Genomic DNA, 16,120 nt, shown 5'->3' with positions numbered 1-16,120 from the left:
GTAGGCAGACTTTCGGAGCGCCTTCCGGGCGCAAGCAGGAAATAAACCCCTTATAGGGGTTGAGCAAGCCACCGGCTAAGCCGGTGGTATTGACTTATTAATTGTCCTTTGAATGCCGTTCACCAATCTGGAAGTCATCTGCATGTTCAAACATATATTGAACTGTCAGTGGCTCCTGACCGGTTAGATTCTTAAAATCGTCCGTAAATATATCCATTTTACCCAGCCGAATGGCCTGAGCAAATGTTACCATACCCTCTGATGAAAACGGTGCTTCAGAATCCTCCTTAAATTTTCCGTCAGTGGTTCTTGGTACTCCCATAGAGTCAAAAATGGCATAGTTTTCTTCGTCCGTTAATTCCTCATAAGTTACATGGTTTCCAGTAGCCTGATTTCCATATTCAATAAATTCAGAAATGGTCATTAACTGAGGTCCGTTAATATTTAGAATGGATTCATGATATTGTTCGGATACAAGAGAATACGCAATTGCTTTGGCACAGTCTTTACGGGAGATATAAGCCATTTTTCCGCTTCCCTGGCTGTTTTTTAATACACCATCCATTTTGGCAAAGGTAAAATAGTTGGTAATCATGGCTTCTGCATATTGGGAATTGCGGAGGAATATATAATCCAGACCGGTCTGTCGGATGTAATCCTCTGTGAAGGCATGGTCAATTTTTTCAACACTGGGATTTGATTCATCTGCCGCATTTACAAGAGAGGTATAGATAATCTGCCTGACGTTGGCTTTCTTAGCGGCATCGACTGCATTCTTGTGAGCGTTCTGCCGCTTTTTTCCCACAAAAGGCATGGAAATTAAAGCAATTTTGTCTGCATTGGCAAAGGCTTCGGCAAGTCCTTCCCTGTCGTTAAAGTTGGTCACATGAGTTTCAATGCCCTGTTTTGTAAATTCTTTTAAGGATTCCTGGTTATAACCGCAAAAAATGAGTTTGTCCTTGTCAACTAACTCCAATAGATATTTAGCCGCCTGCTTACCTAAATTACCATCGGCTCCAGTTAATAATAATTTGCCCATAATTATTGTTCCTCCTTCTGGTTGTTTATATTTTTATAATATGTTAAAAATTAAACAAAGTCCAATGAAATAATTACATGGGTCATTTAGAAAACTAATTCTTTATATGCTTAAGAAAATGCTTTAAAGCAATATTTTTATTATCTTTTAAATAAGCAATTTCGATACGGAATGTATGATTTGTATCATTTAAAGGGATCATTCGGATATCATTTTCTAAATAAGCAGGATTATAATTGTCTGGAAAAAATCCGATCAGGTTTTCTGTGACAATGTAAAACAGCTCAGTCTCAATATCATCTGCGGACCGGACGATTTGGGGGTGATATCCATCTAAGGCTGCATGCTGTATCATCAGTTCATAGGAACTGCCAATGGATTGGGGATTCAGCATAATCAGTGGATATTGGTATAATTCGTCTTTGGAAATCGCTTGATGGTGAAACAAAGGGTGGCTGCGGCTGACAACCGCACAATACTGCCCGCTATAAAGCGGATAAGTGAGGATGTCAGGTTTATCCTTAAACTCCGAATCAAAGGCGATGGCAATATCGTACAATCCCTTTAGCAGATATTCTGATACATCTTTTAGCAGCACTTTATCCAATTCTAATTTTATATTAGGATTCTTTTCTTTAAAAGAAGGCATTAAGCGAAGCATGCTCTGAATATCTGTCGCTGCGGCATATTCTACGCGGATTGTCAGATCATGATTCATTTTATAATTATTCAATGTGGTTTTCATATGATTGTATTGCTTCCAAAGGGTGACGGCTTCATCATAAAATAACCATCCGGCTGGAGTGGGTTCAATGGGGATTTTTTTTCTGTCTATCAATTGAATATCGGTTTCTTCTTCCAATGATGCAATCTGCAGACTGATTGTAGTCTGTGATACAAAGTTTTTCTTTGCAGTTTCTGTAAAGTTCCTGCATTCTACCAAGTCAATAAAATATTTTATTTTATCAAAATTCATGTTAACCTCTCTGATTATCAACTTTCGATCCCTGCATTTCATGATATTATTATAGACTGATTGCAGGTACTCTACAAGAAAGTATTTGCCTTTCCCCTTTTAAAAGTGCTAAAATAACAGGGGATATGTACAAAGGAACTGAAACAAGTGACAGGAAAGGATCAACGTATGGCGACAGGCAAAATGAATCAGCTGGTAGTGATGGTCAATTTATGCAGCAGTGTAGTGGAAGGGATCGAGCATCTGATTACTTCTCAGGGAAATGACCGGCTGAAAGAGGATGCTGTTTCCGGACTCCTCACGCTGGAAGAAAACTTAAAAGGACTTCAGGCGGACAAGTCTGTGATCCATGAAACAAGATGGCTGGCAGAAGTCATAAAAAACTGGCTGTTTGTTTATGACGGGGAATTCCGGGATCGTTTGTACCGCTGGTATTTTAAGGCTTTAAAAGAACTGAGAAATTTAATGTTTGCAGAGATTGAGATCTGCCCCGTCTGTGCAGGAAAAGGGACGGTACATTACGGAGCATCCCTTTATATCGAAGGAGATGAAGAGGGGAAAGAGCTGTTAAGTCCGGTTCGTATCTTTATGAAGTGCGAAGAGTGCGGAAACTATTATCTGGCAAAAGAAGAGCCCTGGGTTGTAAAAAGGAAAAAGAAAACAGGACACTCCCAGGCAAAATGTAAAAGAATACTGGCGGATATTGAAAGGCTTGCCTCTGGCAATACCATGTTGTTTATCGGCAGTCAAAACAGTCAATTATATAAAGAGGCGGTCAGTGCTGGTTATGAGATGGATGTTCTGAATGGAACTGAGCCCGTCAGCCCTGTTATAAGGGGGAGCTATGCAGTGGTTATCATTGAACATCTCACGGACAACCGGGACATGAATGCAATTCTCGACAGAGCGACTGAAAGCCTGTCAGATGGAGGAATTCTCTGGTTTGATGGACCAGATCTGGATAAATCCATGGATCTTCTGCAAAAGAAGGGGAATACTCTCTGGCGGCAGGCTGCTTCGGAGGTTTATTTAACCAAAGAGGGCACTAAGAATCTGTTAAGGCTGTTTGGTCTGACTGTTGAGTCCAGTAAGAGTGTAGGCACCACTTTAAGACGTATTGAGATCATTGCAAAAAAAGCATAAAGAAAGAAGGCATGAAAATGGGTCATCTGACAGCCCGTGATGCGTACTTAAATTTAAGTGACCGCATTAACTGGTTTACACAAGGGGCGCCTGAGTCGGAGACGCTTTATAAAATTCTTCAGGTTTTGTATTCGGAGAAGGAAGCAAAATGGGTGGCACTGCTGCCGGTACGGCCGTTTACGGTGAAAAAGGCAGCTAAAATCTGGGAGACGACTGAGCTGAAAGCAGAACGATTATTAAACCATCTCTGTGAAAAAGCCCTTCTGGTGGATTCTTATCATAACGGAATCCGGAAGTTTGTTATGCCGCCCCCCATGGCTGGTTTTATTGAATTTGCCCTGATGAGGACGAGAGGAGATATTGACCAGAAATACTTAGGCGAGCTTTATTATCAATACATGAATGTAGAAGAGGACTTTATAAAGGACTTATTTTTTGCTACGGAAACAAAACTGGGCAGAGTCTATGTACAGGAACCTGTGCTGATGACGGATAAAACCAACCATATTCTGGATTATGAACGGGCTTCCCACATCGTTGAGGAGGCGGATTACATCGGACTGGGGCTCTGCTACTGCCGTCATAAGATGTCCCATGCCGGTCATCCCTGTGAAATCAATGCTCCCTGGGATGTATGCCTGACCTTTGACAATGTTGCCCGTTCTCTGGCAGAACATGGGGATTATACAAGGCTGATTTCCAAAGAGGAAGCCATGGATGCGCTGGAACGGTCCTACGAAAGCAATCTGGTGCAGATCGGGGAAAATGTCCGGGAGCACCCTGCATTCATCTGCAACTGCTGCGGATGCTGTTGCGAAGCACTTCAGGCAGCCAGAAAATTCAGTCCCATGCAGCCCGTTGCGACTACCAATTACATTCCCCATATATCCGGGGAAACCTGTGTGGGATGCGGCAAATGTGAGAAGGTATGTCCCATTCTGGCAATTTCCATGGAAACCAATGAACATGGAAAAAGAAAAGCTGTAGTGGATGAGGAAATCTGCCTTGGATGCGGGGTATGCGCCAGAAACTGCAGTGTAAAGGCGATAAAACTGGAGAAAAGACCAAAGCAGATTATTACGCCGGTGAACAGCACCCATCGCTTTGTGCTCCAGGCCATTGAAAAGGGAACTCTGCAGAATCTTATATTTGATAATCAGGCATTTGCCAGCCACCGCGCTATGGCAGCGCTTTTTGGAACGATTTTAAAGCTTTCTCCGTTAAAGCAGGCAATGGCAAGCAAACAGCTGAAATCAATCTATTTAGACAGGCTTTTGTCCCTCTATAAGAGGAAACCGGTGGAGGAAAGCCCAAAAGGGAGTAAAAGCCTTTCTTAACCAGCAGGAAGAAAGGGAAAGTGGTATCGTGTTTGACAAATTAACAGAAAATGATATTGAAAAAATGAAGCAGGAAATAGAACACCGTAAACTGGTGGTTCGTAAGGAAGCCCTGGAAGCGGTTAAGGAAGCAAGAGCTCATGGAGATTTAAGCGAAAACTTTGAATATCATGCAGCCAAAAAGGATAAAAATCAGAACGAAAGCAGAATCCGTTATCTGGAAAAAATGATTAAGACGGCTCAAATTATTACTGACAATTCCAAAGAAGATGAAATTGGACTTTACAATACCGTGGATTTGTATTTTGAAGACGATGATGAGGTGGAGACCTATAAACTGGTGACCACCGTCCGTGGAAATTCCATAAAGGGTTTAATCAGTTCTGAATCACCCCTTGGCAGCGCTATTCTGGGACATAAAGTGGGAGACCGTATTTATGTTAAGGTAAATGATAAAACAGGCTACTACGTAGAGGTGAGACGTCTGGAAAAAACAAAGGATGATGGAAGCGATCAGTTGAGAAGCTACTAATCCGTCAAAGGAAGGGTTACTAGATGAAAGATATGACAAAAGGCAATATATCCTCCCAGCTGATTCGTTTTTCCATTCCTCTGGTTCTGGGTAATTTATTTCAGCTGACTTACAATGCAGTGGATTCCATTATAGTCGGGCGTTATGCGGGAGAAGATGCTCTTGCAGCAGTGGGAACTGCAAACCCTGTTATGAGCATTGTAATTTTAGGAATTACAGGAATCTGTATCGGAGCATCGGTGCTGATGAGTGAATTCTTCGGAGCAGGTGATGAAAAAAGGCTGAAAGAAGAGGTTTCTACCATACTTATTTTCGGGTGTTTCTTTTCTCTTATGATTGCTGTACTGGGATTTTTTGCGTCCAGGGGCATCTTAAGGCTGCTTCGGGTTCCGGATCAGATTTTAGAAGCTGCTGCCATGTATCTGCGGATTATATTTCTGGGAATGCCTTTCACGTTTTTTTATAATGCAGTGGCATCTGCACTAAGAAGTGTGGGAGATTCCAAAACTCCGGTTCGGTTTCTGGCTGCTGCTGCCGTGTTAAACGGTCTGTTAGATGTGGTGTTTGTAGCATGGTTTCATATGGAGGTGATCGGAGCAGCGGTTGCTACGGTTATTGCAGAGGCAGTATCTGCCGGGCTTTGCATTCTTTACATATATAGAAAGGTTCCACTTCTCAGAGTGGGCAGGAAGGAAATGCGGCTGGATAAGGAGCTTTTAAACCTGACGTTAAAACAGGGAGCAATTACGGCGCTGCAGCAATCCTGCCAACCCATCGGGAAGCTTCTGATTCAGGGGATGATCAATCCTCTTGGAGTCAGTACCATTGCAGCATTCAATGCGGTAAACAGAGTGGATGATTTTGCATTTACGCCGGAGCAGAGTATTTCCAGCGGAATCATGACCTTTGTAGCCCAGAACAGAGGGGCAAAAAACAGCAGCCGGATCAGGAAGGGGTTTCGCACCGGACTTATGATTGAGGCAGGATACTGGGTTTTTATCTGCATCTTAATCCTTGTCATAAAAGAGCCTGTGATGAAGCTGTTTGTATCAGAGAATGATACAGGAATGGTTGGCATCGGGGTACAATATCTGGGACTGATGGCATTTTTCTACCTCATGCCTGCGTTTACCAATGGCATTCAGGGATTTTTCAGGGGTATGGGGAACATGTCCATTACCTTGATCTCAACCCTGATCCAGATCTCTGTTCGGGTGGTATTCGTATCTCTTCTCGTCCCTGTGATGGGACTGAAGGGAGTTGCATATGCCAGCCTCATCGGCTGGGCCTGCATGCTTCTTGCAGAAGTACCTTATTATTTTTGGTTTAAAAATAGAAATGAATTACTACAGGAGAGTGACAGATGATAAAGAACATAGTATTCGATATGGGAAAAGTACTGGTTGATTATGAAGGACATAAGGTTGGCGCAGTATTTATGGAGGATGAAGCGGAACGAAAGGAAGTCTGCACATCGGTTTTCGATTCCCAGGAATGGCTGTTGCTTGATATGGGGCTGATTTCTGAGGAGGATGCTTTAAGGAGAATGCAGTCCCGTCTGTCCACAGACCACGCAAAGGAAATGGCAGAGCTCTGCCTGAAACACTGGCATGAATATAATATGTATCCCGTAAAAGAGATGGGAGAACTTGTGCGGGAGTTAAAGGAACAGGGGTATGGGATCTATTTATGTTCCAATGCATCTCTCCGACTGTTGACTTATACGACTATTATACCGGGAATCGAGTATTTTGATGGTGTTCTCTTTTCTGCAGAGGTAAAATGTATGAAGCCTCAAAAGGAGATGTACGGTCATCTCTTTCAACGGTTTCATCTAAAACCAGAGGAATGTTTTTTTATTGATGACCTGCTTATGAATGTGGAAGGAGCAAGGGAATGCGGTATGGACGGTTACTGCTTTGCTGACAGAAACATTGATGCACTGAAAGAATGTCTGAGTAAATTGAATGAATAATAAAAAAGCCAAAGTGTCAGGGAGCAGAAACTCCCTGATTTTTTTTTGCTGTAATAAAAAAAACACTAAAAGTTACATGCAAACCACTATTTCTTACATGATGCGACAATTTGTGACAATATAGTATATAATTAATCCGATAGCGAATCCAAAAGACAAAGAAGAAACAGAGGGGATGAATCGAAATGAACAGCAGCTAGGAAAATCAATCAAAATTAAATACTTGGGACATTATGAGTGGAAGAAGGACAGTATGAAAAAGTCTTGCGGACATCGTTACAAATTAAGACTTGAGAAACGAAAGGAATAGATATTAGAATGAATATTAATATGAGAAAATTTAAAACAAAATTTGGAGCATTCTGCTTAGCAGTGGGAATTGCAGCAGGAGCCACCTTTACACCAATTACAGCTTATGCTGGTGACCCTGCAACACAACTGGATGGGAAGCTAAGCACATTTTATCAGGGTGCTGCCAATGACTGCGGAGCAGTTTCTGCCATACAGGCACTGGATAACAGCAAATATGGAAGAAAAATTTTTAGAAAAATGATTACAGATAATTATAATGGAACCTATACACTCAATTTTGGGAGTGGAAGAGAAATAGTAACTGAGGATGATGTTGATAATGCTTACATAGAAGGTGATTATGATGCCAGAGTAATTGAAGCTGGTTTACAAAAGGCCATGAATGTTTATAATGGCTGTTTTGCCTGTGATGTTTTTACAAGAATGACAGGATTCAGACAGAGAACCTATTGGTCTTCCAATAAAACTGAAATTATGAATGCAATGGCTGCAAAATGCCAGAACGGAGAGGGGATTACAGCAGCCTGTGATTTTAATATAGCAGATCCAGGCAGAGGAATTATCGGTGATGGCGGTCATTCCTATTCCATTAAGAGCGTAAATAAAAATACTGTAGTGTTGATAAATCCATGGGATACTTCTGTATTAATCAGTATGCCAAGAAGTCAGTTTGAAAAATCCATACGGTATATGACGTATGTTGATGATGCGGCAAAAAATGTTGTGGTTTATTGGGAATAAGTAAGCCGCACAGTTAATAACATATGCTTAATCATAAAACAGGAGCCTGGGAGATTAATTTTATTCTCCCAGGCTCCTGTTTTATGATTTGGAAGCCATTTTATAAATTTCCAGAACATCCTGCCAGTACAGCTTTTTCAAGCCGCCAAGCGGGTGCTCCTCGCCGTAAGCCTCTCCGGTTGATTTTTTAGCCATCAGCTCTAAATTGGTGCTGTCAATACCCAGTTCCTCAAGGGTTGTGGGAAGACCCATTTTCACAAAGAACTGAGACAGGCGGTTGATTCCTTCCAGTACGATGGAATCAGGATCCCGAAAGCTTCCTTCCACCCCCATAACGTTAACAGCAAACTGGACAAACATGTTGATATTTGTTTTATAAACATATTTCATCCAGGCAGGAGTAAGGACAGCCAGTCCTGCGCCGTGAGCCACATCGTATATTGCACTCAGCTCATGTTCCATACCGTGGCATGCCCAGTCCTGTCTGCGGCCCAGGCCAAGTAAATCGTTGTGGGCAATGGTTCCGCCCAGTCCCACCTGGCACCAGGCGTCGTAGTTCCTGGGATTTTCTGAAACCAGAAGAGCATGTCTCATAATTGATTTTAACGTGGTTTCACAGAGACCATCTGTCAGATCCGTATTCAGGGTATTGGTAAAATAACGCTCAAATATATGGCTCATCATATCAGCCACACCATTGGCGATCTGGTTTTTCGGTAGAGTAAAGAAAAACTCGGGATTCATTACACTTAAAACAGGACGGACCAGATCGCTTCCATATCCCAGTTTCATCTGCTTTTCTTCGTTGGTAATAACTGTACTGTTGCTGGATTCGCTTCCTGCAGCCGGAATCGTTAAAATCGTAGCAACCGGAAGGGCAGCAGTAATGGCTTTACCCTGTTCATATACGTCCCAGACGTCTCCCTCATAGCAGACTCCGATGGCAATCGCCTTTGCAGAGTCAATTACGCTTCCGCCTCCAACTGCCAGAATTAAATCTATATCCTGGTCTTTGCAAAGTCTGATGCCTTCATAAACAAGTGACAGCCGTGGATTCGGTACGACTCCTCCAAGCTCAGCAAATTCAATTCCATTTTCTTTTAAAGACTGGACAACGGTATCATACAGACCGTTCTTTTTGATTCTGTCCCCGCTGTAATGCAAAAGTACCTTTTTTGCATAAGGAGCAAGAAGGCTTCCGATTTCCTTATGGGAGTCTTTTCCAAAGCAGATGCGGGTAGGAATGTGAAAATCAAAATTTAACATGGTAATACCCCTCTTTTCTATACATTATTTAAAAATCTGTGGTATCCGGGTTGGTGGAATATCCACAGCAGCCCTTTAAGCCGGCTATGATGGATACATCTTCGGCTGTAAGCTCAAAATCAAATACATGGGCATTTTCTTCAATCCGCTCTTTTGTGACGGACTTGGGCAAAGGAAGAAAGCCCATCTGTAAGCTCCATCTGACACATATCTGTGCAATGGATTTCCCATATTTCTCTGACAGTGCAATCATTTCCGGAACTTCAAATATTTTTCCGGATCCCAGAGGACTGTAAGCCTCTGCCAGTATATTGTGTTCCTTTAAGTAAGAAACCAGTTCATCCTGGGTATCACCCGGGCAAAGTCTGATCTGGTTCACCATAGGGGCAATTTTTGCTGTCTTCATAAGTTCTTCTAAGTGATGAATCCGGAAATTGCTGACACCGATGGAACGGATGCGGCCCGCCTCATACAGTTCTTCAAATGCTTTCCATGTGCCTGCATTGGCTTCCTGCCAGTTGGCACGGGTTTTAATGGGATTGGGCCAGTGAATTAAGTACAGGTCTAAGTAATCCAGATCTAAGTTTTTCATGGTCGCCTCAAAGGCATTCAGTGTTTCCTGATATCCATGTTCCGGGTTTTGAAGCTTACTGGTAACAAAGATCTCTTCTCTTGGAATGCCGCTTTCCTTTATTCCGGTTCCAACGCTTTCCTCATTGTAATAGAGTGCAGCAGTATCGATGTGACGATAGCCAGTCTTAAGAGCCTGCTTTACTGCATTGACTGCAGTTTCTCCATTTTGAGCCTTCCAGGTGCCAAAGCCGATGCAGGGGATTTTCACACCATTAGCCAGTATATAGTTGTCTGATAAAGATTTCATTCAGGTACCTCCTTATTGATTTCGCTTGATCACCGGATCAAACTATTGTATAGTAAGTATTGTAAACCTTAACGTTAACTTTAAGTCAAGAGACAGATTGGAAAATCTGCCGGAAAAGGATAAAAATGAATTACACCATAAAACAGGTATCAGAAAAGACACATTTAAAGCCACACGTTCTCCGGTATTATGAACGGGAAGGGCTTCTTCCATTCGTAGACAGAAGTGAAAGCGGAATCCGCCGTTATTCCGAGGAGGACTTAGAGTGGCTGTCTTTAATCTGCTGTCTGAAAAATACAGGAATGGCGATCAAACAGATCAGGGAATTTGTGGAGCTGAGTTTACAGGGAAAAGAGACGTTAAAAGAACGGTGTTCCATGCTGATAGCCCACAAAAAGGAAGTAGAGGATCAGATTGCCGGACTTAAGAAATACTTATGTAAGGTGGATCATAAGATCACGTATTTCACAGATCAGTATGAGAAGTATCTGGATGAAAAAAATGAGATTGGAGCAGTCAGCCATGGTTCGGATTAAAATAGATGATATGGATCTGGGTCAGATTGCGAAATCAGGGCAGTGCTTTCGCATGGAAGAACTGGAGCAGGGGATCTGGTCTGTTACGGCTGGAACGCAATACATAGAAGCAGTGAAAGAAGGGGAAGAGTTTCTTTTTTCCTGTGAAGAGGAAGAGTTTAAAAGGGTATGGTTTCATTATTTTGATCTGGAAGGGGATTACTGCGGATATAAGAAACAGGTACCGGAAGAGGACTCTTATTTACGGGAAGCCATCCGGTGCGGCTGGGGAGTGCGGATTCTTCGCCAGGATTTATGGGAGATGCTGGTTACATTTCTAATATCCCAGAACAATAATATTCCACGGATTAAGGGGAGTGTGAGGGAATTATGCAACCGGTTTGGAGAGGAAAAGAAGGGAAGAGGCCTTAAAATGTCTTCTGCCGGAATGTGGGAAGAGGTTACCAGAAGCTTTAAGACGTTTCCTGCGCCGGACTCCATTGCCTCCGCCGGCCTTCCAGGTCTGTCTGATCTGGGGCTGGGATACCGGGATAAGTATATTCTGCATATGGCTCAGTGCTGCAGCGGACCGGATGGTGAGAAGTGGATGTCCGATTTAAAGAAAGCAGATTACGAGAATGCTCATGCAACACTTTTAACACAGTATGGGATTGGTAAGAAGGTGGCAGATTGTGTCTGCCTGTTCGGACTTCACCATGTAGGTGCTTTCCCTGTAGATACCCATGTGAAGCAGATAATTACCACATATTATCCCAATGGTTTCCCGCTTAACCGGTATGAGGGATATGCAGGAATCCTGCAGCAATATATGTTCTACCATAAAATCAACCGGTTGGCGGCTGAATAAATCACCTCTTTATGACGGACAGTCTGGGCATGGGATGCTACAGGCTGTTCTTGTCTTTTCTTTTGTCGAAATAATTCATACTTTTATCACACAATAAACAAAGTTAAATCACACAATCTTCACAATTCCCTTTTACCCTAAGTAAGGACACGATTATGAAAATGAACAGGAGGAGAGAGAGTTGATTGAAGTCAAAAACCTGGTAAAAGATTACGGCGGGCATCTGGCTGTGGATCATTTAAACTTTACCATTCAGGATGGCAAGATCTATGGTTTTCTGGGGCCCAACGGAGCAGGAAAATCCACTACAATGAATATTATAACCGGTTACATAGGTGCGACCGAGGGTGATGTGTGGATTAATGGCCATAACATTTTAGAGGATCCGGAGGAGGCAAAAAGGTGCATTGGTTATCTGCCGGAGCTACCCCCTCTTTACGTCGATATGACAGTAAAGGAACAGCTTGATTTTGCAGCTGAATTAAAGAAAATACCGAAAAAAGACAGAGAAGAGGAAGTCCTTAAAGTAATGAACTTAGCAAAGCTTACTGATGTAAGCGGGCGCCTGATCCGTAACCTTTCCAAAGGCTACAGACAAAGGGTAGGGCTTGCCCAGGCAGTTCTTGGATTCCCTCCAGTTATTATATTAGATGAGCCAACTGTAGGATTAGATCCAAAACAGATTATTGAAATACGGGATACCATAAGAGAACTGGGTCAGAAACATACGGTTATTTTAAGCTCCCATATTCTTTCCGAAGTAAGCGCAGTCTGTGATCATGTCCTGATTATAGACCGGGGACGGCTGATTGCCAGCGACACACCGGAAAACTTAGAGCGCCAGATGGCAGATGCTTCTGGTATGGAACTGCTGATAAAGGGAGAAGAAGCTAAAATCCGTGATATTCTTGATACCATTCCCCAGGCAGCTGACGTAACCGTGAAAGAAAGCGGAGAAGAGGCGGTAAAAAAGGTAACGTTCCGGTTGGCCGGTACAGGGGAAGAAGGAGTGGATATCCGGGAAATTATCTTCTTTGCTTTTGCCGATAACCGACTGCCCATTCTTTCCATGCATGTAAACAAAGCTTCGCTGGAAGAAGTATTCTTAGAGCTGACGGCAGATGCAGAATCTGAAGATGATCAGGAAGAAATTCAAAACGAAATCCAGGAAGATGGAGAACTGAATACAGATATGGAATCAGAAAACACAGATACAGAAAATAAGAGTGATGGAGAGGAGGAATTATAATGGCTGCTGTCTATAGAAGAGAGCTGAAATCTTACTTCCAGTCCATGACCGGATATGTATTTATAGCATTTATGGTGCTGTTTATCGGAATTTACTTCATGGCGTACAACATGATGAGCGGATATCCATATTTTTCTTATACCTTATCAGGAATGGTAACAATCATAATGATCGGAATTCCGGTTCTGACCATGAGAAGTTTCGCAGATGACAGAAAGACTAAGACCGATCAGCTATTGTTAACTTCTCCGGTCTCTGTGGGAAAAATAGTCCTGGGAAAATATCTTTCCATGGTTACCGTATTTGCAGTTCCGGTTGTTTTATCCTGCCTTTGCCCGCTGATTATTAAGATGAACGGAACTGCCCATTTGAAGGCTGACTATGCGGCAATTCTGGCGTTTTTCTTACTGGGATGTGTTTATATTGCCATAGGAATGTTTATTTCTTCCCTTACAGAGAGCCAGATCATTGCTGCGGTAGGAACCTTTGGTATCATTCTTCTCCTGCTTTTGTGGCCCAATCTGGTGGGATTTTTACCGACTACTGCACTGGGTTCTCTGATTGGATTTTTCCTGCTCTGGTCTCTGGCAGTACTGATTGTCAACCGGGTCACCAGCCATACCGGTCTTGCTGTAATTTTAGAAGCAGCTGGGATTATAGTTATGGTTGGATTATACTTAATCAAAAAAGGTTTGTTTGACCGGGCACTGACAAATGTGATGGAAAAGGTTGCAATCACCGGTGTATTCCAGAACTTTGCTACTCATTATATTTTTGATCTGGGCGGTTTGGTTACCTATATCAGCATTATATTCCTGCTGGTATTCCTGACTGTGCAGTCCATAGAGAAACGCAGATGGAGTTAGGAGGATGGAAATGACCAGAAAATTAAAAAAAGGCGGCTATACTGCAATCCTTTCCGTGATTGTCATAGCTGCGGTAATTATACTCAATTTGATTGTGGGACGTCTTCCCGAAAAGGTGCGGCAATGGGATATGAGCAGCAGCCAGATCTATACCCTGGGAGGAACCACCAGTGACTTAATCAAAGCACTGGATAAGGATGTAACGATTTATGTGGTAGGCGATCCTGCAAGTGTGGATAAACGGATTACCAGCTTTTTAAAACGTTATGAGGATTTATCCGGTCATGTTAAGGTGGTAACGGTGGATTCTGTACTTCACCCGGAACAGGTTAAAAAGCTGAATGCCACAGATGGCACGATTCTTGTAAGCTGCGAATCTACCAATAAAACCCAGTCCATTCCATTTACCGATATCATTAAAATGGATGAGTCCTCTTATTACTATTACGGGCAGGCCAAAGAGACCGCATTTGACGGAGAAGGTCAGGTGACAGGAGCCATTTCCCATGTGACCAGCAATGTTTCCAAAACCATCTATGTCACAGAGGGACATGGAGAGGCGGCATTTGGAGCTACGGTAACTGATATGCTGGGTAAATCCAATTTAACGGTTAACAGCATTAATCTTTTAAAAGACGGGAAGATTCCTGAGGACTGCGAACTTCTACTTATGAATGCTCCTGCTTCCGATCTTGCCAATGATGAGAAGACCATGATCTCCGATTATCTGGACAAAGGCGGTCACGTGTTAATCATTGCCGGATATTCAGAAAAAGAGCGTCCCAACCTCACCTCTGTCATGAGCGCATATGGACTGAACCTGGAAAATGGTATGGCTGCAGATACCAAGAACTTTTATCAGAACAATCCTTACTACATTTTCCCCACCATTGAGTCTGGCAGTGAGGTGACTAACGGTGTGGATATAAAGAGTGCAGCACTGGTTCTCCAGTCAGGTGCATTTACTCAGGCTGAAAATCTGCCGGAGGGAGTCAATGTAACTCCGTTTATGCAGACCAGTGAAGCAGGAATGCTTGTTACTCCCGATTCCCAGAAGAAAGGAACCTACATTCTGGGCGCTGTTTCAGAAAAGAAGCTGGATACGGGTTCAGCCCGCCTGACTGTATTTTCTACCCCATCCCTGATTGATGAAAGTTTAAATACCAGTTTTACCAACTTAAGTAACCTGACTCTGTTTATGAACGCAGTGACTTCTAATTTTGAAGACGTAGCCAATGTTTCCATCCCTTCCAAGAGTCTTGACGTGACCTATAATACGGTGACACACGGCGGTATGTGGGGAATCCTGTTTATCTTAATTATTCCTGCGGCATCCCTTGGCTGCGGACTTATGATCTGGTTGAAGCGCAGACGTCTGTAGAAGGAGGCAGGACTTATGAAGAAAAAAAACGGACTGATATTTGGAGCTGCCGCGTTAGTGGTACTCTGTGCAGTGTATGTGGGAGTGGGTCAGTACATGGACCGCTCCCAGAAAAAAACGGAAAATCAGAAAGAGGCCTCCAAAGTTTATATGACCGACTTTTCTGAAATTCAGTCAGTTTCTTATGACCGGGATGGCAATGAGATCTCCTTTACAAAGAAGGACGGCAAATGGGTCTATGATCAGGATGAGAAATTCCCGGTGATGCAGACCAAAATGGACGGGATTGCTTCCACTGTCTCTAAGCTGGAAGCAGTGAGAAAACTGGAAGACGGAGATGGATTTGGTGCATATGGACTGGATCAGCCCATCCGTACCATTACAGTCACTGGTACAGACAATAAAAAGTCAGTGATTCTCCTTGGAAATGCTACACCAGACGGAGATTACTATGCTGCAATCCAGGGAGAGGATACCCCTTATCTCATTGGTTCTTCCCTTTATACGGAGACAGACAGCAGTCTGAATGACTTTATGGCTCTGGAAGAATTCCCGGCAATTGCCGGAACCGATATCACAGGAATTACTGTGACCAAGGCAGACAGCAGGAAACAGTTCGTAAAGAAAAAACTGGACGATGAGAAAGGGACCATTGAATGGTATAAGGACTCAGCAGACACTGAGGAAAATAAGGTGGATGACAATTCTCCATTAAATGTGCTGGCTGATTCCCTTGCAGGCCTGAAGGTAAAGAGCTGTCCAAACTATAATGTAACGGATTCCCAGTTAAAGGATTATGGTCTTGATCATCCTTCAGCCGTTATTGCTTATACTTATAATAAAAATGGAAAGGATGAGACATTCCAGCTTTCAGTGGGAAATCTCAATGAGGATTCCAGCTGCTATTATACAAGAACAGATAATTCTCCCTTTGTAAATGAAATAGATAAGGCATCGGTTGATAAATGTCTGACTGTCAATGAGGAAATCAGTAAGTAAACGAATAACAAAACAAGAAAAGAGCAGTTTCGGTTTAAATT

General features: G+C 42.8%; 16 protein-coding genes. 12 read left to right on the top strand and 4 right to left on the bottom strand.

The genetic code is table 11. The features are described 5' to 3' along the window. Positions 1 to 97: 97 nt before the first annotated feature. Together BXY41_RS18525 and BXY41_RS18520 are read right to left on the bottom strand one after the other, a co-directional pair. Positions 98 to 1,039 carry an NAD(P)H-binding protein gene (locus BXY41_RS18525; protein ID WP_104438347.1) on the bottom strand — a complete coding sequence of 314 codons (942 nt, stop codon included), beginning with the start codon at positions 1,037 to 1,039 and terminating at the stop codon, positions 98 to 100. A gap of 94 nt (positions 1,040 to 1,133) precedes the next feature. Beyond that, a complete protein-coding gene (locus BXY41_RS18520; RefSeq protein WP_104438346.1) occupies positions 1,134 to 2,015 on the bottom strand; it encodes a LysR family transcriptional regulator in 882 nt (293 codons plus the stop codon). Between the two features lie 168 nt (positions 2,016 to 2,183). On the opposite strand from BXY41_RS18520, the gene BXY41_RS18515 reads away from it, so the two are divergent. The 6 genes from BXY41_RS18515 to BXY41_RS18490 all read left to right on the top strand — a co-directional run bounded on the left by BXY41_RS18515 (position 2,184) and on the right by BXY41_RS18490 (position 8,055). Further along, positions 2,184 to 3,158, top strand: coding sequence for a hypothetical protein (locus BXY41_RS18515; RefSeq protein ID WP_104438345.1), 975 nt, complete (start codon positions 2,184 to 2,186; stop codon positions 3,156 to 3,158). A gap of 17 nt (positions 3,159 to 3,175) precedes the next feature. After that, on the top strand, positions 3,176 to 4,495 hold the full coding sequence (locus BXY41_RS18510; protein ID WP_104438344.1) for a 4Fe-4S dicluster domain-containing protein: 1,320 nt from the start codon (positions 3,176 to 3,178) through the stop codon (positions 4,493 to 4,495). A 28-nt stretch (positions 4,496 to 4,523) separates the two neighbouring features. Further along, the gene (gene greA, locus BXY41_RS18505; RefSeq protein WP_104438343.1) at positions 4,524 to 5,027 is read left to right on the top strand and encodes a transcription elongation factor GreA; all 504 of its coding nucleotides are present in this window, start codon (positions 4,524 to 4,526) and stop codon (positions 5,025 to 5,027) included. A gap of 23 nt (positions 5,028 to 5,050) precedes the next feature. Next, on the top strand, positions 5,051 to 6,394 hold the full coding sequence (locus BXY41_RS18500; protein WP_242980240.1) for an MATE family efflux transporter: 1,344 nt from the start codon (positions 5,051 to 5,053) through the stop codon (positions 6,392 to 6,394). Next, positions 6,391 to 7,002, top strand: coding sequence for an HAD family hydrolase (locus BXY41_RS18495; RefSeq protein ID WP_104438342.1), 612 nt, complete (start codon positions 6,391 to 6,393; stop codon positions 7,000 to 7,002). The genes BXY41_RS18500 and BXY41_RS18495 overlap by 4 nt, the downstream gene beginning before the upstream one ends. A 330-nt stretch (positions 7,003 to 7,332) precedes the next feature. Continuing rightward, positions 7,333 to 8,055 carry a hypothetical protein gene (locus BXY41_RS18490; protein WP_104438360.1) on the top strand — a complete coding sequence of 241 codons (723 nt, stop codon included), beginning with the start codon at positions 7,333 to 7,335 and terminating at the stop codon, positions 8,053 to 8,055. An 81-nt stretch (positions 8,056 to 8,136) separates the two neighbouring features. On the opposite strand, the gene BXY41_RS18485 is transcribed toward BXY41_RS18490, so the two are convergent. Both BXY41_RS18485 and BXY41_RS18480 read right to left on the bottom strand, forming a co-directional pair. Next, positions 8,137 to 9,321, bottom strand: a complete 1,185-nt coding sequence (locus tag BXY41_RS18485; protein WP_104438341.1) for an iron-containing alcohol dehydrogenase — start codon at positions 9,319 to 9,321, stop codon at positions 8,137 to 8,139. A gap of 28 nt (positions 9,322 to 9,349) precedes the next feature. Continuing rightward, positions 9,350 to 10,201 (bottom strand): aldo/keto reductase, encoded by an 852-nt coding sequence (locus BXY41_RS18480; protein ID WP_104438340.1) that lies wholly within the window; start codon positions 10,199 to 10,201, stop codon positions 9,350 to 9,352. A gap of 125 nt (positions 10,202 to 10,326) precedes the next feature. Between BXY41_RS18480 and BXY41_RS18475 the strand changes: the two genes are divergently transcribed. From BXY41_RS18475 to BXY41_RS18450, 6 genes are all read left to right on the top strand, one after another. Continuing rightward, the gene (locus BXY41_RS18475) at positions 10,327 to 10,737 is read left to right on the top strand and encodes a MerR family transcriptional regulator (protein WP_104438339.1); all 411 of its coding nucleotides are present in this window, start codon (positions 10,327 to 10,329) and stop codon (positions 10,735 to 10,737) included. Then, positions 10,694 to 11,584, top strand: a complete 891-nt coding sequence (locus BXY41_RS18470) for a DNA-3-methyladenine glycosylase family protein (RefSeq protein WP_242980239.1) — start codon at positions 10,694 to 10,696, stop codon at positions 11,582 to 11,584. Before BXY41_RS18475 ends, BXY41_RS18470 begins: the two co-directional genes overlap by 44 nt. Positions 11,585 to 11,765: 181 nt before the next feature. Next, a complete protein-coding gene (locus tag BXY41_RS18465) occupies positions 11,766 to 12,833 on the top strand; it encodes an ABC transporter ATP-binding protein (protein ID WP_104438337.1) in 1,068 nt (355 codons plus the stop codon). Further along, positions 12,833 to 13,699 carry an ABC transporter permease subunit gene (locus BXY41_RS18460; protein WP_104438336.1) on the top strand — a complete coding sequence of 289 codons (867 nt, stop codon included), beginning with the start codon at positions 12,833 to 12,835 and terminating at the stop codon, positions 13,697 to 13,699. The genes BXY41_RS18465 and BXY41_RS18460 overlap by 1 nt, the downstream gene beginning before the upstream one ends. A gap of 10 nt (positions 13,700 to 13,709) precedes the next feature. Beyond that, the gene (locus BXY41_RS18455) at positions 13,710 to 15,080 is read left to right on the top strand and encodes a Gldg family protein (protein WP_104438335.1); all 1,371 of its coding nucleotides are present in this window, start codon (positions 13,710 to 13,712) and stop codon (positions 15,078 to 15,080) included. 15 nt (positions 15,081 to 15,095) lie between these two features. Continuing rightward, positions 15,096 to 16,079, top strand: coding sequence for a DUF4340 domain-containing protein (locus BXY41_RS18450; RefSeq protein WP_104438334.1), 984 nt, complete (start codon positions 15,096 to 15,098; stop codon positions 16,077 to 16,079). Positions 16,080 to 16,120 lie beyond the last annotated feature (41 nt).

The sequence above is a fragment of the Lacrimispora xylanisolvens genome (genome assembly GCF_002934545.1).
GTDB lineage: Bacteria > Bacillota > Clostridia > Lachnospirales > Lachnospiraceae > Lacrimispora > Lacrimispora xylanisolvens.
Note: the sequence above shows the minus strand (reverse complement) of the source record. Positions and strands in the feature narration are given on the sequence as shown.